General features: G+C 36.7%; 15 protein-coding genes. 4 read left to right on the forward strand and 11 right to left on the reverse strand.

Annotation, left to right across the window (positions count from 1 at the left end; genetic code table 11):
- Positions 1-529: 529 nt before the first annotated feature.
- The 8 genes from BW936_RS09970 to BW936_RS10005 all read right to left on the reverse strand — a co-directional run bounded on the left by BW936_RS09970 (position 530) and on the right by BW936_RS10005 (position 8,949).
- Complete coding sequence (locus tag BW936_RS09970) at positions 530-2,425, reverse strand: spondin domain-containing protein (protein ID WP_076548241.1); 1,896 nt, start codon at positions 2,423-2,425, stop codon at positions 530-532.
- Positions 2,426-3,276: 851 nt separating this feature from the next.
- The gene (locus BW936_RS09975; RefSeq protein WP_076548242.1) at positions 3,277-3,648 is read right to left on the reverse strand and encodes a hypothetical protein; all 372 of its coding nucleotides are present in this window, start codon (positions 3,646-3,648) and stop codon (positions 3,277-3,279) included.
- A gap of 74 nt (positions 3,649-3,722) precedes the next feature.
- Positions 3,723-4,562 carry a LytTR family DNA-binding domain-containing protein gene (locus BW936_RS09980; RefSeq protein ID WP_076548243.1) on the reverse strand — a complete coding sequence of 280 codons (840 nt, stop codon included), beginning with the start codon at positions 4,560-4,562 and terminating at the stop codon, positions 3,723-3,725.
- A 403-nt stretch (positions 4,563-4,965) separates the two neighbouring features.
- Positions 4,966-5,193, reverse strand: a complete 228-nt coding sequence (locus tag BW936_RS09985) for a CDGSH iron-sulfur domain-containing protein (protein ID WP_076548244.1) — start codon at positions 5,191-5,193, stop codon at positions 4,966-4,968.
- Between the two features lie 536 nt (positions 5,194-5,729).
- Positions 5,730-6,329, reverse strand: a complete 600-nt coding sequence (locus BW936_RS09990) for a DUF6642 family protein (RefSeq protein ID WP_076548245.1) — start codon at positions 6,327-6,329, stop codon at positions 5,730-5,732.
- 130 nt (positions 6,330-6,459) lie between these two features.
- On the reverse strand, positions 6,460-7,035 hold the full coding sequence (locus BW936_RS09995) for a hypothetical protein (RefSeq protein ID WP_076548246.1): 576 nt from the start codon (positions 7,033-7,035) through the stop codon (positions 6,460-6,462).
- 20 nt (positions 7,036-7,055) lie between these two features.
- On the reverse strand, positions 7,056-7,787 hold the full coding sequence (locus tag BW936_RS10000) for an NAD(P)-dependent oxidoreductase (RefSeq protein ID WP_076548247.1): 732 nt from the start codon (positions 7,785-7,787) through the stop codon (positions 7,056-7,058).
- Between the two features lie 112 nt (positions 7,788-7,899).
- On the reverse strand, positions 7,900-8,949 hold the full coding sequence (locus tag BW936_RS10005; protein ID WP_076548248.1) for a serine hydrolase domain-containing protein: 1,050 nt from the start codon (positions 8,947-8,949) through the stop codon (positions 7,900-7,902).
- A gap of 506 nt (positions 8,950-9,455) precedes the next feature.
- Between BW936_RS10005 and BW936_RS10010 the strand changes: the two genes are divergently transcribed.
- The 4 genes from BW936_RS10010 (at position 9,456) to BW936_RS10025 (ending at position 13,657) form a co-directional block, all read left to right on the forward strand.
- Positions 9,456-10,307, forward strand: coding sequence for a formate/nitrite transporter family protein (locus BW936_RS10010; protein WP_076548249.1), 852 nt, complete (start codon positions 9,456-9,458; stop codon positions 10,305-10,307).
- Between the two features lie 396 nt (positions 10,308-10,703).
- Entirely contained in the window at positions 10,704-11,120 is a 417-nt protein-coding gene (locus BW936_RS10015; RefSeq protein WP_076548250.1) for a DUF6789 family protein, read from the forward strand.
- Positions 11,121-11,127: 7 nt separating this feature from the next.
- Positions 11,128-11,862, forward strand: a complete 735-nt coding sequence (locus BW936_RS10020; protein WP_076548403.1) for a flavodoxin family protein — start codon at positions 11,128-11,130, stop codon at positions 11,860-11,862.
- 49 nt (positions 11,863-11,911) lie between these two features.
- Complete coding sequence (locus BW936_RS10025) at positions 11,912-13,657, forward strand: thiamine pyrophosphate-dependent enzyme (RefSeq protein WP_076548251.1); 1,746 nt, start codon at positions 11,912-11,914, stop codon at positions 13,655-13,657.
- Positions 13,658-13,756: 99 nt separating this feature from the next.
- Here BW936_RS10025 and BW936_RS10030 read toward each other — a convergent pair whose 3' ends face one another.
- From BW936_RS10030 to BW936_RS10040, 3 genes are read right to left on the reverse strand one after another with little or no spacing between them, the layout of a single operon-like run.
- Positions 13,757-14,521, reverse strand: coding sequence for a phosphoribosyltransferase family protein (locus BW936_RS10030; protein WP_076548252.1), 765 nt, complete (start codon positions 14,519-14,521; stop codon positions 13,757-13,759).
- 3 nt (positions 14,522-14,524) lie between these two features.
- The gene (locus BW936_RS10035; protein ID WP_076548253.1) at positions 14,525-15,523 is read right to left on the reverse strand and encodes a hypothetical protein; all 999 of its coding nucleotides are present in this window, start codon (positions 15,521-15,523) and stop codon (positions 14,525-14,527) included.
- A 12-nt stretch (positions 15,524-15,535) separates the two neighbouring features.
- Positions 15,536-16,990, reverse strand: coding sequence for a nicotinate phosphoribosyltransferase (locus tag BW936_RS10040; RefSeq protein ID WP_076548254.1), 1,455 nt, complete (start codon positions 16,988-16,990; stop codon positions 15,536-15,538).
- Between the last annotated feature and the right edge of the window lie 6 nt (positions 16,991-16,996).

Here is a 16,996-nt window from a genome sequence, read left to right on the forward strand (position 1 = left end):
GTTTTTAACACAGATTTCCATTCCACACACATTGCCTTCCCTCCTTTCAATAAGTGTTTATTCATTGCTAGTTATTTATTAGAATAGGTATTCATGAACCTCGTACCTCGGTTTCATTACCTTTTCAGGGAAAGTTTAGAAGAAAAAATTTAAAGAAAGTGTAGTAACAACTTTCGCTTTTACCAAAGCAAAGTTATATAACGCAGAACATTTTAGAACAAAGTAGCTAGTTGTGTAAAACGGCGCATGCGTGCATTTGATATAATATTAGATATGACGCCTTTAGGTTCATATCGTCAGATATTATGTAAAAGCCGTTTTACTGGAATGTTTATTGATTTCTCTAAATAGGAGTTTGAGAGATGTTTACTTAAAGATGCTATGTCAGCCGAAAACATTTTTTCTCTTTTGAGGAAAACCATTTAACCATCATATGGCAATGACCTATTTCACTTTCGGACAAAAGGAAATGCCTTATGAATAATTTCATAAGGCATTTTCAGATAATAAAACAAACAATAGAATGTTTCTAGTTGGCAGATATAGTTACTTTAACAAGATTATAACCTCCTCTTGGATCTCCGTATCCCACTACTCCTGCGGGTGAACTTATGATTCCTTTACCGAACTGAAGATCTTCAATCTCTGACACTCTACGAATAGCGGTGTTTTCGTCCGCAGCTCCGGAATTGGGACCTGATTGTCTCATAGGTTGATCGGCTCCAAATCCTACTGCTTGGTCTACCTCTGTTCCTGCGTCGTATAAATAGGATTTTTCAGTAGCATCTGGTCCACTTTTTGGGGTTCCATTTTCATCAAATAAAGGATATCCCTCATTGTTATACGCCATGAACCAATCATTGGAACTTACTAGCATGGTGTTATAACCAAATTTATATCCTGCGGGAACATCCTCTAAAGTAAAGGTAAAACTTTGCCCAGGCGCAATTGGCATGGCTTCATTGCTCTTTGCAACAGGAATACCCAAAGTAGTATTGATATAATCAAAAATGATTTGATTGTTTCCGTCTTCAGCGCTTTCCTCAATTCCGCTTCCCACAACTGCGGCCTGTCCTTGAGTGAATACGGGATCGCTTTCCGACTCAAATGCGTAAGCGACTGCCGGAGCAAATACACCATAAGAAGAGGATAGTCGTAAAGGAGCTCCGGTGCTTCCTGTTTCTGTAAACCATTCATATAGGTTTGATGGGTTTCCTTGAACGGCAATTTTAGCCAATCCTAGTTCCCTATCGGGTTCTCCTGTAGTAAATAATGCATTGTCCAAGGCATGAATAACCGCAATACCAGGGGCTAAGATTACGGGCACATTAGCATCCATGGCACCTTTTAAGTTGGTAATCAACAAACGGAAGGTTCTGGTACTTTCATCATAGTCCAAGGTCACTTTCACCATTGAGGTAACATCTGTTGTTACAATACGTACGGTATTGTCATCATCAGGCTCACCTGCTACATCCCCGCCTGGAACCGATGTAAACGTTTCAGGATTTTCCGCTTCGGTACCAGAATCCCATAGATATATTTTATTGGTTACATCTCCCGTAACAGGATTGCCATTTTCAAACAGTTCTAGACCAGTTGCTACTGGAGCATAAAACCAGTCATTTGAAACAACTTGCATTGTAGCAAAGCTAAGTTTGGAGCCAGGCACGGCTTGAAAATCAAAATAATAAGATCCATCTTTATTTGTAACTGGACCTGGAGCGTCTGCCCCATTAGGAGTATTGAACACTTGTACGGCCAAATAATTAATAATGTTGGTTATCGTAATATTAAAGCTACTGGTTATAGGTTCTGTTATTACATTGACCTCACCGAAGGTCAAGGTTGTAGTTTCGTTCCAGTCGGTAGCAACATCTCCTTCACCATCATAGGCGATAGCATTGTTCGCATTTGTTACTACAGGAACAAAATCACCGGCAACCCATTGACCAGCGGCAATAGCAACATTTTCTCTTGCACTGCCGGTTGCACCCCATTGTACAAAATCGACAAGGGCGTTTGAATTGGTAAATTCATTAGTATTGTAAAGACCTAATCCACCTTCATTATCAGGTAGGTCATAACTTACTACTAGATATTCTGAAGAAGCCAAGTCAATGCTTCCGCGTATAGGAGTAAGCGTTCCTATTTCTACATATTGACCTGGTCCTAGGCATAACCAATAGTTAGTTAGATCTACACTTTCGGTACCGTTGTTTAAGATTTCAATGGTATCCTCCCCTTGATATCTGACCTCGTTAAGCACTACTGATGTTAACTCATCGGTCATAGGTTGTTCGGGAGTTTGTTCCTCTTGTTGTTCTTCAGCAATTTGGGCCGAAGTATCATCATTCTCACATGACGCTAAACCTAATACCAGCATAGCGGCCAGTGTACTTTTTAAAATGTTGTTTTTTTTCATAATAGTTATATTGTTTTATTGTAGCGTTACAAAATAAAGACCATGAGATAACAGGTGAATCACAAGAGAATAAACATATTGTGATAGGTTGTATATAATTTTGTTAGAAGTATTAAGATTTTATTAAGATTTGGAGATGAGTACACCTTAATGTCAAGCGTGTTTTCAATAGTAACTGTTAGAGGAATTATATAATAGCCGGAAATCTATGGTTTATAAGTTTTGATCGGCAATTAAAAATTGTAGTAAAATACCATTGCACACACATTACACTTCCCTCCTGCCATCGGGACAGTTAATAAGTGTGTATTCATGGATGGTTTATTGTTTTTGAGGAAATTCATGAACCGCATACTACGGTTTCATTACCTTTTTAAAGAAAGTTTTTAAAAGATAAATTTAAAGAAGGTGTGTTGCCAATTAGGTTGCTTTACCCAGGTAAAGTTACATAACGCGAAATATTAGAGTATATTTTGTAGGGTTGGTGTAACCAGTGGCGGAAGCAATAAGCAAGAAAGCTGGTGCGTTGGCGGAATGCCACTGAAGATTAATCTATAATTAGTCATTATTTAAAATAGCCGCTACCAAATACTAGATTGCTTTTTAAATTATAAAATGGACTTTTATGTGATGTATAATACCCAAACTTGATTTGTTCCGGTAACGTAAAAGTTCCGGTTCAATATATGGGGAGCAATCGCATAGTTGCACTCACTGTGGGCGGCTGTTTACCCATTAGTTTTTTGTAAATCTAAAAAGCACTTAACTGCCAATAGAACAAATAGATAGCAATAACTAAAACGGCAAAAGACCATAAGACTTTTGCCGTTGGGTATTCTAGAAAATAAAATTTAAACCACTTTCTTTAAATCAAGTGAAATTTTCTGCCCGTCAACTAATACATATCCTTTTAGTTGATTATTCTCCAATGTTAACACCACCTTTACTTCACTCTGGTAATCTACTTGTACGTAAAAACTAACGGTGTCCTTTGAAACAGATACATTGGTGCCTTTAAAACTACTATTGTTTACCGTTACTTCTACATCCAATGCCTCATCTTCCATATAAAACCGAAGGTTTCCTTTTTGGTATTCATAAGGCAGATCATAACTATTATACGCCCAATCCCCTACAAAATCGTTGGCTTTTGTTGGTGCCACAAAAGCGAGATTAAGTCCAATAGTGCCCATTACTAAGGTCAATAAGATAATTTTTTTCATATTATTAAAGATTTATTTGAACCCAAATGTATACTTAGATTTTCGGTATATATGCGGTCTGGGACGAAATAGACCTATTTGGGATAGATAGTTTTATGGGCTTTAAACTGCTTGGTAAGGTTAGCCTCGTAAGATTTGGAAACCGGTATGGAAACCGCTGCGCCATTTAAATATACTACGGTTTTTCTACCTTGTTTTTTTATACAATTTACCGCTGGCAATCGTATTATAAAAGACCGATGGCATTGTACCATTTCCATATCCTGGAATTGCTCCGATATATTTTTTAAACTAATGCGGATACTTTTACTTTCTACCCCAGACGCTCCTAGATAGTATAGCTGCACATAATTACTCTTAGCTTCTAAGTACAGAATGGTACTTTTTTTAAGTATAAGCCGTACTGCTCCATTTTCGTCTTTTACATGCTTCATGTTATGGATATGGCTTAAACCATCATGCGGTGGTTGTCCATACTTTTTAACATATACCTGGGCACACAGTAATGCCAAGCCATAGGGTAAAAGAATGGCCTTTAAAAAATATTTAGCGGTTAACAACCATTCCGTCATATATGGATTGTTTGACGCTCCATAAAAATAAGTAAGCAACGAGATTATCACCAACCACTCCGTAATACTGGTTAGTAAAACATGGTATATAGTATACACCTTTAAGTTACATAGTTTATACCATAACCACTGGTCAACCATGACTACAAAACAACTCATAAGTACTAAGGACAATAGGTGACCGCTATAAGAAGATCTGCTTCCTAGCAACCAAGACTCTATATTGAAAGGATTAAGGACCCATAGCAAAAAGATACCACTCAGCATTAAGGTGACCATAAATACCAAACGACCTTTTAAGGTATTAAAACCCGCATACTTTATGTTAAAAATGTATTGCATTCGTTGGTCATCTGTGGTTCCGTAATACCTAATACCCTATGTGAAAGGAGTGTAACAAAAATAGCATTTAACAGCGTTAGGTCATACCCCAATATTGTATAAAAAATAGATATAGATATACAAAAATTTAAAGTCTACGGTAGACTTAGCCATTGTATAAGCTTCACTGTACAAAAACAATCGTTCTCAGTACCATTTCAAACAGCTTTTTAGAAATATAATTAAAGAAAGAGAAGTGTCAATTATACCAGCATGTGGACTGACGAAAAAAACAAAAGGTCTCCTGGACCTTTTGTTTTTGTGCAGTAACAAAGTAATGTGCCATAATGCTAAGCATTATAGTACAAATATGATTATGGCTTTTTTATGAGAGGAATCCATAGAAAGCTATAATTCAGATGATTTATTTCTTTTTCATTGGAGGTAAATCGAAAGCTGTTGCTTCGTGTTCAAAATGATTTCTGTGAGAACCATCGCAAAAAGGTTTGTTATTAGAACGTCCACAACGACATATACCTAACACTGTTCTACCTTGTAAGTTATACGAATTACCTTGGCTATCAACAATTTCAAAATCTCCTTCTACTTTTACAGAACCATTGTTATTTATGGTTAGTTTCGTCTTGCTCATACTATTAAATTCCTTTATTTGATTTTGGTAAAAATAGGAATATAGATTTAATTATTAGTGCGAATAATTAAGAGTTATTAATTTAAAAAAACATGTGAAAGCTCCTTATTTGTATACGCATCACTATCCAAAGTATATAGAAAAAACACCGCTTATGAAATAGTGAATTTGCTTTTAACGGAAATATAAAACGTATAAAAAATAATGATATTACTATTTAAAAATGAATAGATACGTTTAAAAACCGATTACTGATACCACACACATAATACGCTGTTTCATTACCTTTCTAGAAGATAGTATTTAGAAGGTAAAATTAAATTAGATGGTAACAATTTTGACTGCAAATCATCTGTTTAGAAAATAGAGATTTTCATCTCTATGCTTAGATTGTAACCAAAGCTTACTTTACATAACGTAAACTCGTTTTTTTCATATCATTTATTTCTTCTTCGTTGATGTACTTGGTATTAATGAAGGCTTATTGCTTGGCGTATTTTTGTTTTATTTATAAAGTGGCTAATTCACGGCTAAACTTAATAATACAATCTAAAATCAAGCAACTTACACACATTGTAATGTCTTTGGTGCAGCTCTTCAACCACCTCAAACATATCATCATCTTCTTTAAATAAGTTGAAGAAGGCTTTGTCTAAATTTGCACTGCTGACCCCGTTAAACGCATTTCCATAGCCAGAAACTGCTTTGGCATTGGTAATATCTAAAAAGTATTGCGCTTCCTCTTCGTCCAGGTCAAGAATTTTGGCGTTTGAAAAGTGCAGGATTTTCCCTCGTAACCGACCCTCAAAAATTTCGGCAATCTCCTGTAGCGTATAATAATAGTCGTTTAGGCAGATACTATTTGCTTCGCCATGCATGACTAAATAAATGATTTCATAATCTTTAAAATTATGGTCATCTAGCACCAGTGCATTTAGGCTATCTTCTAGACCTTCAATAGTATCGCATGTTTTGTAAATACTTGCTATGCCATATTTCATGGCTAGTTGCTCTAGACTTTGTTGCGCTTCGGTAAGGGCTTCGTTTTCTATATCATCGACACCTTCTAAACAGTAAATGAAATGGTCTTCATCTGTTAATTGGGTTTGGGGTAATTGTCGTCTTTTCTCTAACAAGATTTTGTATTATTTGGGGTATATGGAATACAAAATTACTGTAACTGTTCTATTCTTAATAACGTTTTTGGGGTAAATATGAGTTGTAATAGGTAATGTTATCCTCCTATAGCTAATTGCTGGGGTTGTGCTATTGCTGCAAATTTTTGCCTCTAGGTTTCAACCTACGAACCCCAAGTCCAATCAAAACGACTATTAAGGCCATAAAATACATACTGGTAGTACTACTTTTAATAACCGAAAATATACTGGTGATAGTTACCGTAGTTTCTGTAAGAGTTGGGTAGGTATTCAGCATAGAAATAATACCCATGTTTTCCAAATAATCTGCTAGACCTGCAATTACGGGCAATAGACACAGGTATAGGTATTTCGGGTTTAGTTTAGGTAGTTTTAAAAGGAAATACGCCAGTACTGCTGCATAGGAAATACCAAAGAGTAATGGATAGATCATATCTACAGGAATTTGTTTGGTGAGATACATTTGGCGACCGGTATCCCCTAGCGTTTGAAAAAGGGTATTTACATACGCTAAATCATATCCTGCGGGCATCATATCTAATAATTGCAATCCGTTCGAAAATTCCATCGTAGCCGGAATGGTAACTAACAGCATATACGCATATACGATGTTGGTGAGTAAGAAAAGCACTAGAACCTTCTTACCGGAATGTTGTTTATTTACCTGTTTTATGAATCTTTCCATTTTTCTACTGAGCTATTTAATTAATTTTCTTGCGATGAACTATAGATAACCGGCATCTGCCCTTTCCAGGTACTCCATAAGTTTTTGTCATTGATAAGGCTGGCCATAAAATGAGCAACATTGATACGACTTACCTTACCGGCATTGAATATGGCGCTACGTGTGGGCGAAGGGAAAATCTCGTATGCACTTACTTGGTCTTCGTTAATTAATCCGTCTGGTCTTACGGTAACCCATTCTACGGCCCTGTTGTTCTGTCCAATTTGGGTACGCAAGTAATCCGCAGCTTTTCCATTATCAACATGAGGAGGCAATAGCAACCTCAAAAGAACAATGACACATTTTTGTGCAAGTGAAATGGGTTCATGAATATCACGGTTACTATTACCGGTTGTATTCATTAAAACAAACTTGGTAGGTTTTTGCAGTCGGCTTGCTTTAATGGCATTGCATAGACGTTTGGTGGCATCTGTAACCAGTTTTCTAGGTTGTCCGTACATTCCTTTAAAAGTTAGGTTGTGACCAAGACAGGAAGCCACGGCATGGCAATTGCTTACCAAATTTTGCAGTTCAGAATCGGTCAGGTCCAAAATACTTGCGGTAATAATATGAAGGTTGTCCTTGTTTTTCCAAGATTCAGGGAGCTTATGGGGAGAACGTACCACTACTTTAACGGAATGTTGTTGCAAAAGAAGTTGTGCTACCAATTGCCTACCTGTAGCGCCACTTGCGCCTACTACTAAAACTGTCATACTGATTTGATTTGATTGATTGATGATTTGAATGTAAGACGATGAAAACCTAAAATTGTTACATATTAAAGAGTGTAAGTATTTAATTTTAAGTATGTTATGAGGTTGTTGGCTATTCTGATTTACGTAGTATTTTAACCACTCTGCTATGGGTAATCTGTAGTAAATTCCATTGATAGCCTTCAAAATCTGTCGTGTTCATAAACTGCACCACTACGGCGTCTATATCTTTATGGTATTCTGCCAAACATTGATAGCCGGCAGCCAACCCACCATGATTAAAATCATAAAGGGAGGTGTAGATTTCCATTTCTTCTTCGCTAAGTAAAGAACCGTCGTTTAATGCCCTTACGAATTTGCCAACATCTTCAGCAGTAGCTAGCATCATGCCGTTATTCTCATTTTTAAAATCTTTATCGATTCCTACATAATAACCACTCATAACATCGTCTAAGTTTACATCATCAATTGAGCCATACGTATTGTTAAGTCCGAGCGGAATTAAAATTTCTTTTTTGAAGTAGTCATATCGACTACCGCCAGTTACTTGCTCTATAATTCTGGAAAGCAGTAAATAATTGGTGTTAGAATAGCCATAATCTTCATCTGGTTTAAAATGGGCTGGCAAATCGGTTGCATAGGTTAATACATCTATACCGGTATTTGGTTGGTTTTTCCAATAATCGGGATTATCGGTGAAATTGGGAATGCCACTTCTGTGCTTTACCATCATTTTTAATGTAATCTTATCTGCATGTTCAATGCTACCTAAAAGTTCTGGAAAATAATCGGTAAGCGGTTCATCTAGGTTGATACGATTTTCATTGGCTAATCTTGTAATGGCAACCGCCACATATAGCTTGCTTATACTGGCAATTTTGAACAAAGCATTTGGCTTAACGGGTATTTTCTTTTCCGTGTTATGATATCCGGCACCATATAATGCCGATGGTTTACCGGCTTGGTCTACGTAAACAATGACTCCATCAAATCCGTAACCTGCCGTTTGGTCTACTTGCTCTTGTACCGTATTCGGTAAAGGTAGTATCCATGCTTTTACAAGGATCCACGGTACAAACCATAAGGAAATGAATGTACTTGTAAATAATATGATTCTAAAAATCTGTTTTTTCTTATTGACTTTTGGTTGAGCATGTTCCATTTTTCTGTCCCGTTGGTGTGATTGATATGACAAACATATATGGAATCAAGATAACATTAAATTGAGAATTACTGAATTGTAATATTTTGGGGATGAGTTGGTTGTTTGATTGTATTTTTTGAATAACCGGGGTGGTTCTGCTATTTGAAAACTATCTTGAGCTAATACGTGTAAAATATGATTTTCTTGTTTTTAATCAGCAAATTCTTTTTTTCTTTATATCATAGTGTATAAAGACCTTGTCATCCTATAAGGAATCGTGATGTAGTAAGTTACGATCCACTAGCGTTAAACAGCCCAACAAAATCACCATCAATTTCTTTACAGTTATCAAAAAATGTATTAAGAGTAACCATACTTAGGTCCATTCTATATTTTTAAAAAATTGTCAAGCGTAAATTTTAACTAGCATCATCCGTTTAGTTGATTACTATAGTTAGCTGTTTGTTAATAGTTTAAAGTGGTATTAGTTACCGCTACCCCTTTATACAACTAACCATTATGTTATGGAGAATAAAGAAATAGAACAGAAAGATCATCAGAAAGAACTGGAAAAGAAATCTTCAGATATTAAAGATGACAATGAATACAGTGTAATTCTTAGTAGGGTTATTCATGAAGGAGAAGAAATTTTCAAGATAAAGAATAAAGCCATGTTTTTAAGTGCGGTAATTGCCGGTTTAGAAATTGGGTTTAGCTATTTTCTTATTTGTACGCTGTATTATTTAATGAACGGTATTATAGATACCACTATTATATTCAAACTATTTGCAGTGGTTTACCCTGTTGGGTTTATACTTGTTATCCTTGGTAAATCTGCTCTGTTTACTGAGCAAACCTCGGTATTGGCTTTGCCCATGTTGAATGGGCAGCGTAGCATTTGGGAGTTATTTCGGGTATGGGGCGTAGTTATTTTAGGCAATATTATAGGCGGCAATATTTTTGCTGGTTTTATAGGGGTACTTGCGCCGCATCTAAACCTTTTTACGGAAGAGACCATGATAGAAATTGGAGCTCATGTTTTAAAGGAGACCTCTTGGGTATTATTAGCGAGTGCCATTGTTGCCGGATGGTTAATGGGGCTACTTACTTGGTTACTGAACAGTACCATGAATTCTCTTACCCATGTTGTTCTTATAATCATGATAACCGGTGTTATTGGCTTTGGAGGGTTTCACCATAGTATTGTGGGCAATATAGAGGTGTTCGGCGCCTTTTTACATACTAGTGAAATTAGCGCTCTAGATTACCTATGGTTTCTGTTTTTGGCTTTATTAGGAAATAGTATTGGAGGCGCAGTAGTTGTGGGTCTTTTTAAATACCGAATTTTTGAATCGAACTTTAAAGAGGAGCTTTAACTATTTTAGATATACCACCGAGTATTAAGGGTTTTTCAGGGTTGGTTGATGTAAATACCAATAGCAATACATTCCTGTTTTATGGTACGACCAATAAAGCAATGTCGTTACAAATTAGCAACGCTATAGAAGGTAAATAAGCATTCCCATGAGTATTGTAAAAGGAAATTGAGTTTATAGGACATAAAAAGAAACCTCGTCAACAAATTTTATACTACAGTAACAAAGATGTATTCTTCGTCTTCACGTCAATAAAATAATGGTATGCACTAAAGATTTTATAGTACTTAAAATAGCTTGCAAACTGATAATCAGTATTTTATTGGAAAAAAGAATAATGTATATGATATTACATTGATATTCCTCAAATATTTTTAACGCAAAAAGGATTAATAAATGAAAAGTGAATTGACCCAATTTATATTGGCAGGTATTTTAGGAACGGTGGTAATGACCATAATAATGTTGGTAGCACCGCACATGGGTATGCCCGAAATGGCACCCTGGAAATTATTAGCAGGTACCCTAAATGTACCCATAGCAGTAGGATGGATTTTGCATTTTATTATGGGTATCCTATTTGCTTTGTTTTACGAATATGTATTTGCTCCAAAAGTCAACATTTCTAATCTTTTCTTGAAAGGAATTGCTTTTGGTATCGTAGCACTCATACTAGCACAAATTGGTATGGAGGTATTAGGAATGTTATTTGAAATGCCACCTATGGATGGGTCTATGCCAATGCGCTTACTAGCGATGCTCATAGGTCATGTAGTATTTGGTGTGGTCACCGTAAAAGTAATTGGTAAATAAGAAAACTATGAAAAATACAGATTTTAGTACGTTAAAAGCAATTTTTATCAACTGTACCTTAAAGAAATCACCCTCTAAAAGTCACACACGCAATTTAATTGACGTGTCTGCTAAGATTATGAAATCTGAAGGAGTTGATGTAGAGATTCTAAGATTAGCAGATTATGATATACCGGTTGGTGTACAGCCAGACATGACCGAAGCAGGATATGACAAGGATGATTGGCCAAAAATTTATGATAAGGTAATGGCGGCAGATATATTGGTGATTGGTACCCCTATTTGGCTAGGAGAGCGTTCATCGGTAGCCACAAAACTTATTGAGCGCTTATATGCCATGAGCGGTTATCAAAATGATAAAGGACAATACGTGTATTATGGTAAAGCCGGTGGTTGTATAATTACTGGTAATGAAGATGGTGTTAAACATTGTTCTATGGGGCTATTATATGCACTACAACATATTGGTTATAGTATACCGCCACAGGCAGATGCAGGTTGGATTGGTAAGGTTGGTCCCGGACCCAGTTATGGAGATACCGAATGGGATGGCGAAAAAATTGACCCACCGGTAGGTTTTGATTCGGAATTTACAAATCGTAACACAACCTTTATGTCCTATAATCTCATGCATTTAGCTAAAATGCTGAAGGATAATGGGGGATATCCGCCTTACGGAAACTCAAGAAAAGATTGGGATGATGGTACAAGATGGAATTTTGAAAATCCGGAGTATAGATAAATAACGGATGATTTTTTCATCCAAATTATAAAATATAAAGAACACTATTATGAGTAAGAATGTATCAGAACAACTACTCGATATTTTGCAAAGTGTCGGGGTAGATAAAATATACGGAGTAACGGGCGATGCCTTAAATTTTTTCGTTAAAGCAATTGAAGGGCGAGACACTGTAGACTGGATTGGCATGAAACACGAGGGCAATGCATCTTTTGCTGCCTTTGGTCATAGTCAAACAAGTAATAATTTAGCCGTATGTGCAGGTACTGTTGGTCCCGGTGCTTTACACTTGATTAATGGATTGTACAATGCTAAAAAAGAACGTACACCAGTAATTGCAATTACCGGTCAAATTGATCAGAAACAACAGGGAACCAACTTTTTTCAAGAAGTAGATTTAAAAAAGGTATTTGATGATGTTTGTGATTATCAAGCCGTGATAGAAACACCAGAACAGGCACCTATGGTTGTACAACGCGCCATTAAAATAGCCATGGCCAATAATGCTGTTTGTAGAATAGAGTTAGCGGCAAATGTTGCTGAAATGAAGGCGGCAAACGAAGAATTTATACACCCTATTAAAAAGTATTCTTCTCGTTTAATACCCGATGAGAATAGCATTATTGAGGCTGCTAAGCTTTTAAATGGCGCAACTAAAGTAGGTATTTTAGCAGGAGATGGTTGTCGTGAGAGTCGTGCTGCAGTACTAGAATTGGCTAAAAAATTACAAGCGCCGATTACGCATAGTTTACGTGCTAGCGATATTTTTGATCATGATACGGACAATGTAGTAGGGCTAACCGGGTTAATTGGAAACCCTTCAGGTTATAATGCCGTAATGAAATGTGACTTATTGCTAATGTTAGGAACCGATTTTCCCTATATAGATTTTCTTCCGCATCAAACAAAAACGATACAGGTAGATATTCGACAAGAAAATATAGGAAACAGAACGTCGGTATCACTTGGGGTCTGGAGTGATATATCATCATTCTTAGAATTATTAAATCCGAGAATTGAGCAAAAAAGTGATTCCGACTTCTTAGATAAATTAAGAGGTAATTTTAAAGATTGGAGAGCTAATATGAAAGAGCAAGCCTCCCCTACCCGTGACCATGAACCGTTACACCCACAAATATTTGCAGATTTGGTAAATGAGCACGCAGCCAATGATGCCATTTTCACGGTTGAAACCGGTACTTCGGCTATTTGGGCGGCACATCATATGTCTTTTCACAATCAAAGACGACTTACAGGTTCATTTAATCATGGTTCTATGGCAGTAGGGTTGCCTTCGGCCATTGGTGCGCAGTTTGCAAATAAAAATAAAGAAATATGGGCTTTTTGTGGAGACGGAGCATTTAATATGTCTATGCAAGATTTCATAACCGCCGTTAAGTATGAATTACCGATTAAAGTGTTGGTATTCAATAATTCAGAATTAAGTTTTGTGAAACTGGAAATGGAAGAAGCAGGCTTGGCAGCGAGTTTAGATGCCTTACATGAAACCAATGTCAATTTTGCCGAATATGCTAAGCTTTGTGGTGGTGATGGTGTAAGAGTAGAGCATGCTGAAGATATTGATGCGGCTATTATGCAAGCGAAAGCAAGTAAAAAACCATTTATAATCGATGCTGTAGTGAGCAGCGGTGCATTGTCTTTACCGCCACATATTGGCTTAAAAGAAGCTATAGGTTTCGGTACCTCTAAAGTGAAAGAAGTAGGTCAAGTAATTAGCGGAGATAAAGGGCAATGGGATAACCTGAAAAAAGAGTTGTATTCATATTTTGATTGATATTTGTGAGTTTGTAGTATAAAAGCTGTTGTATATTTAAAAGCGATTCTTAACATCTAATTTTTAGATATTAAGAATCGCTTTTTATTTAATCGAACTCTACAAACCCATCAACTTAAACTGAGTAACGAAATCATCATCAATATCTTTATAGCTATTGGTGCAATAGACATGGTCAATGGTTTCTTTGAGTTCCTCAAATCCATAGTTGAATTGTGCGTGGGTAACATATAGATACACCTTTGCGGCACCTTGCTTTTTCAACGCTTCCGCCAAGAATTTAAATGTTCTGCCTCCATCGGCAAGATCATCAACAATTAAGCATTGCTTATCTTTTACGTCACCTTGTATACTAATCACCGGAGCACCATCTACTCGCACTTTGTTGGACGGTACCAAATCTGCATTCAGTTTTTCGGCAATTTCATGGGTGGTTTTATACGCACCAGCATCGGGACTCACCAATACTGGATTTCCAATTTCATTAAAAGCTTTTTCAACATAATCTACATGCGATATTTTTTCTGCATTATCAATTAACGCCAATGAAATAGGACTATGTGGGTGTAAAATGGCAACGGAGTCGAATTTCATGTCGTTGATGAACTTACAGATGACTTTTAAATCAAAAGATTCTCCTTTATGGAAACGCCTATCTGAACGTTGCCCAATTAGACAAAAGATAGTGAGTTTGGCAATGGCTGTTTTGTTGGTTACATTTTCAGCATCCCAAGCTTCTTTTATGGCAGCAGCACTGAACAAATCTTCATAACTGTTTCCTCTTATTTTAATATGAATATCTCCGCTTTCCGTGATTTTGGCGGCAACTTGTCCGTCTTTAAATTTTTTAATTTCGTATTTCATATCCTAATTCTTATTGTTGAAATTATCTATTTCTTGTTTCAATATATGATTTGAGTTTCCGTAACTGACAATACGCACATCTAATGGCGTTTTTCTGAATTTCTCTAGTGCTTTGAACAATGATTCTACTATCCAATCTAGATCATTACCAAAAGCCCCACCTCCTACCAAGGTTAAAAATACCTTGTTTGATTTGTTGTTTTTTAGATTTATCAGTGCCGTGTGTAACGTAGCTTCATAGGTGGCTTCTAAAATTATTCTGGCAAAATTCTCCCAGTAATACCATTCGATATGCGAATATGCTACCGGCAAAGCAGAGCAATATATTTGAGATACTATCTGTTTTTTATCCGTTAGGGTAACTTCAGTATTCCATTGCGTACCTACTTTTAGTTTACCCTTTAGAAACGCTCTTTGGGCATCTGTAAAACCTCCTAATTGCTTATTAATGTTGAGTAAGCCTTTTTGACCTAAAACAGCATAACCGTTGGTCATTTTCCATAATTGGAGCTCTTGATTATGAAGCTCTTTACCGATCCCATCTAAACAATCAATCTGATGCCCATCCGTTTGCCCAATTTGACCATTAACCGGAGCAAAATAGTTTCTGTAAATCGTTCCTGCACCGCAAGCGATGGCACAAGCGGGACCTTGGGTGAAGTCATTTTCGTAAATACCAACTCCCGCGCTAGGCGACACTTCAGGACCGACCATTTCTAATAAATTGAACTGCGATGCAGCTTGAAATAACGCGTGCTCATTTCTAGGGTCGGCATGTAAGTCTTGAATATCGGCAACCATTTCAGAAACCTTTATTTTAACAGTACTGTCATTGTTGGTTTGCTGATTTCTTAATTGTTCTAAGGAAACAACTTCTAGAGAGCCAAATTGATAGGATTTGTTATTGATTTTAGAAATTAAATACTGTCCGTCAATAGTGATATGATCACGCACATTTTCGGGTGATACTTCATCAAATCCTGTCAATTCTTTAAACCACATCATCAGTAATTCTTAAAGATTGGTATTAATACGGTCTCTTATTTCTTGTATGTTCGTTTGGTTTACAAACTTTCCGTCTTTATAGATTACTTGTAGCTCGCCCGTGCTTTCTTCTTCTGGCGTTACTTGATCGATCAATGCATATGCTCCGTTTTGCAATTCCACCTTTACCAATCCTTTAGCAGATTTTTTAATTCCGTCATCGGTAATAGGATCTTTGAAAATTTCTCTACGTTCGCCGTTTACTACAACAGAAGTTGCTTTCATGGCAAAACCAAAAGTATCTCTGGTATTAAATTGGTAGGTAAAAGAACCAATACCCAATACTACATTGGTCGTAGCAAAACCTTTATCGCTTAAGCGTTGACAGATAGCCTCTGCTCTTTCTGTGGTAATACTATCACCATAGATAGCACCAATGTGACTATCCAATACTTTAAAACCTTGTTCGTTTACGGTACCTCCAAAAATATCCCAAAGAAGTTCCACTACCCCTTTATCTTTTGGTGTGTTGCTACCAAGCTCACGAGACTCGCCACAAATGATGTCAACAGGATCTCCGCTGTCTGGTCTAATGACCAATTTACCATCTCTAGAAAGAACTTCTTCTTTGAGCTTTGGAAGGTATTCGGTCAATACCTTCCATAGATCCCATGTATCACTTACAACCGATAAAATTCCCGCAGGGTAGGTATTCATTAAAGCCCTGAACGTACCAATTTCATCATCTTTTGTACCGGCACACATCACGGAGTGTTCGGTAGCATTTACAGAACCGACTACAAAACCTTCAGCCTTATAATAGTGACGTAAGCTACTAATGACCGGCAAGGTATCTGACCCTAAGAATACAGATGCATGACCCATACCAGATGAAATAGCACTTTGCAGTCCGCCCATACCTCGCATAGAAAAATCGTGACCTTGAAAATCGATGAAAGCCATATTGTCTTTATCAGTTTCTAATGTCCATTTTTTGAAAATTCGTTTGTAACATAAAGCAATAGAAGCTGATGTCATTGGTTGCCATAGCATAGTAGATAAAATGGTTTCTAGGAAATTAGTGATCCAGTAGAATTTTTTATCCGTATTTACCACAGTAACCATAGGCACTCTAATAGGAACCTCTACCCCTTCCACAATGGATTTCACCTTAATAGGCAAGTATTGAAGGTCGTGCAATTCCTCATAATGCGTAACATCATAGTCGGTACCTAAATACAGGGATAACTCTTCTTTCAATTCATTACAAACCTGTGCTTTTGGCTTAGAAAAGAAGTTATCCTGAAAATAATCATGCAACCATTGGAACACATATTGTTGGCCAAAAGAAACTACTTTATCACAACCCTGAGGTGCATATTTATTACTTCTTGGTGTCCAGTTAGAATATACCTCTTCTGTTCCTTTAGGGTATTGCTGGTGGTGTCCTGTTTTGTATCCGTCTGTTAATAGTAATCCGTTCATAATGTG

Origin of the sequence: Maribacter ulvicola (genome assembly GCF_900155985.1) — a bacterium.
GTDB lineage: Bacteria > Bacteroidota > Bacteroidia > Flavobacteriales > Flavobacteriaceae > Maribacter > Maribacter ulvicola.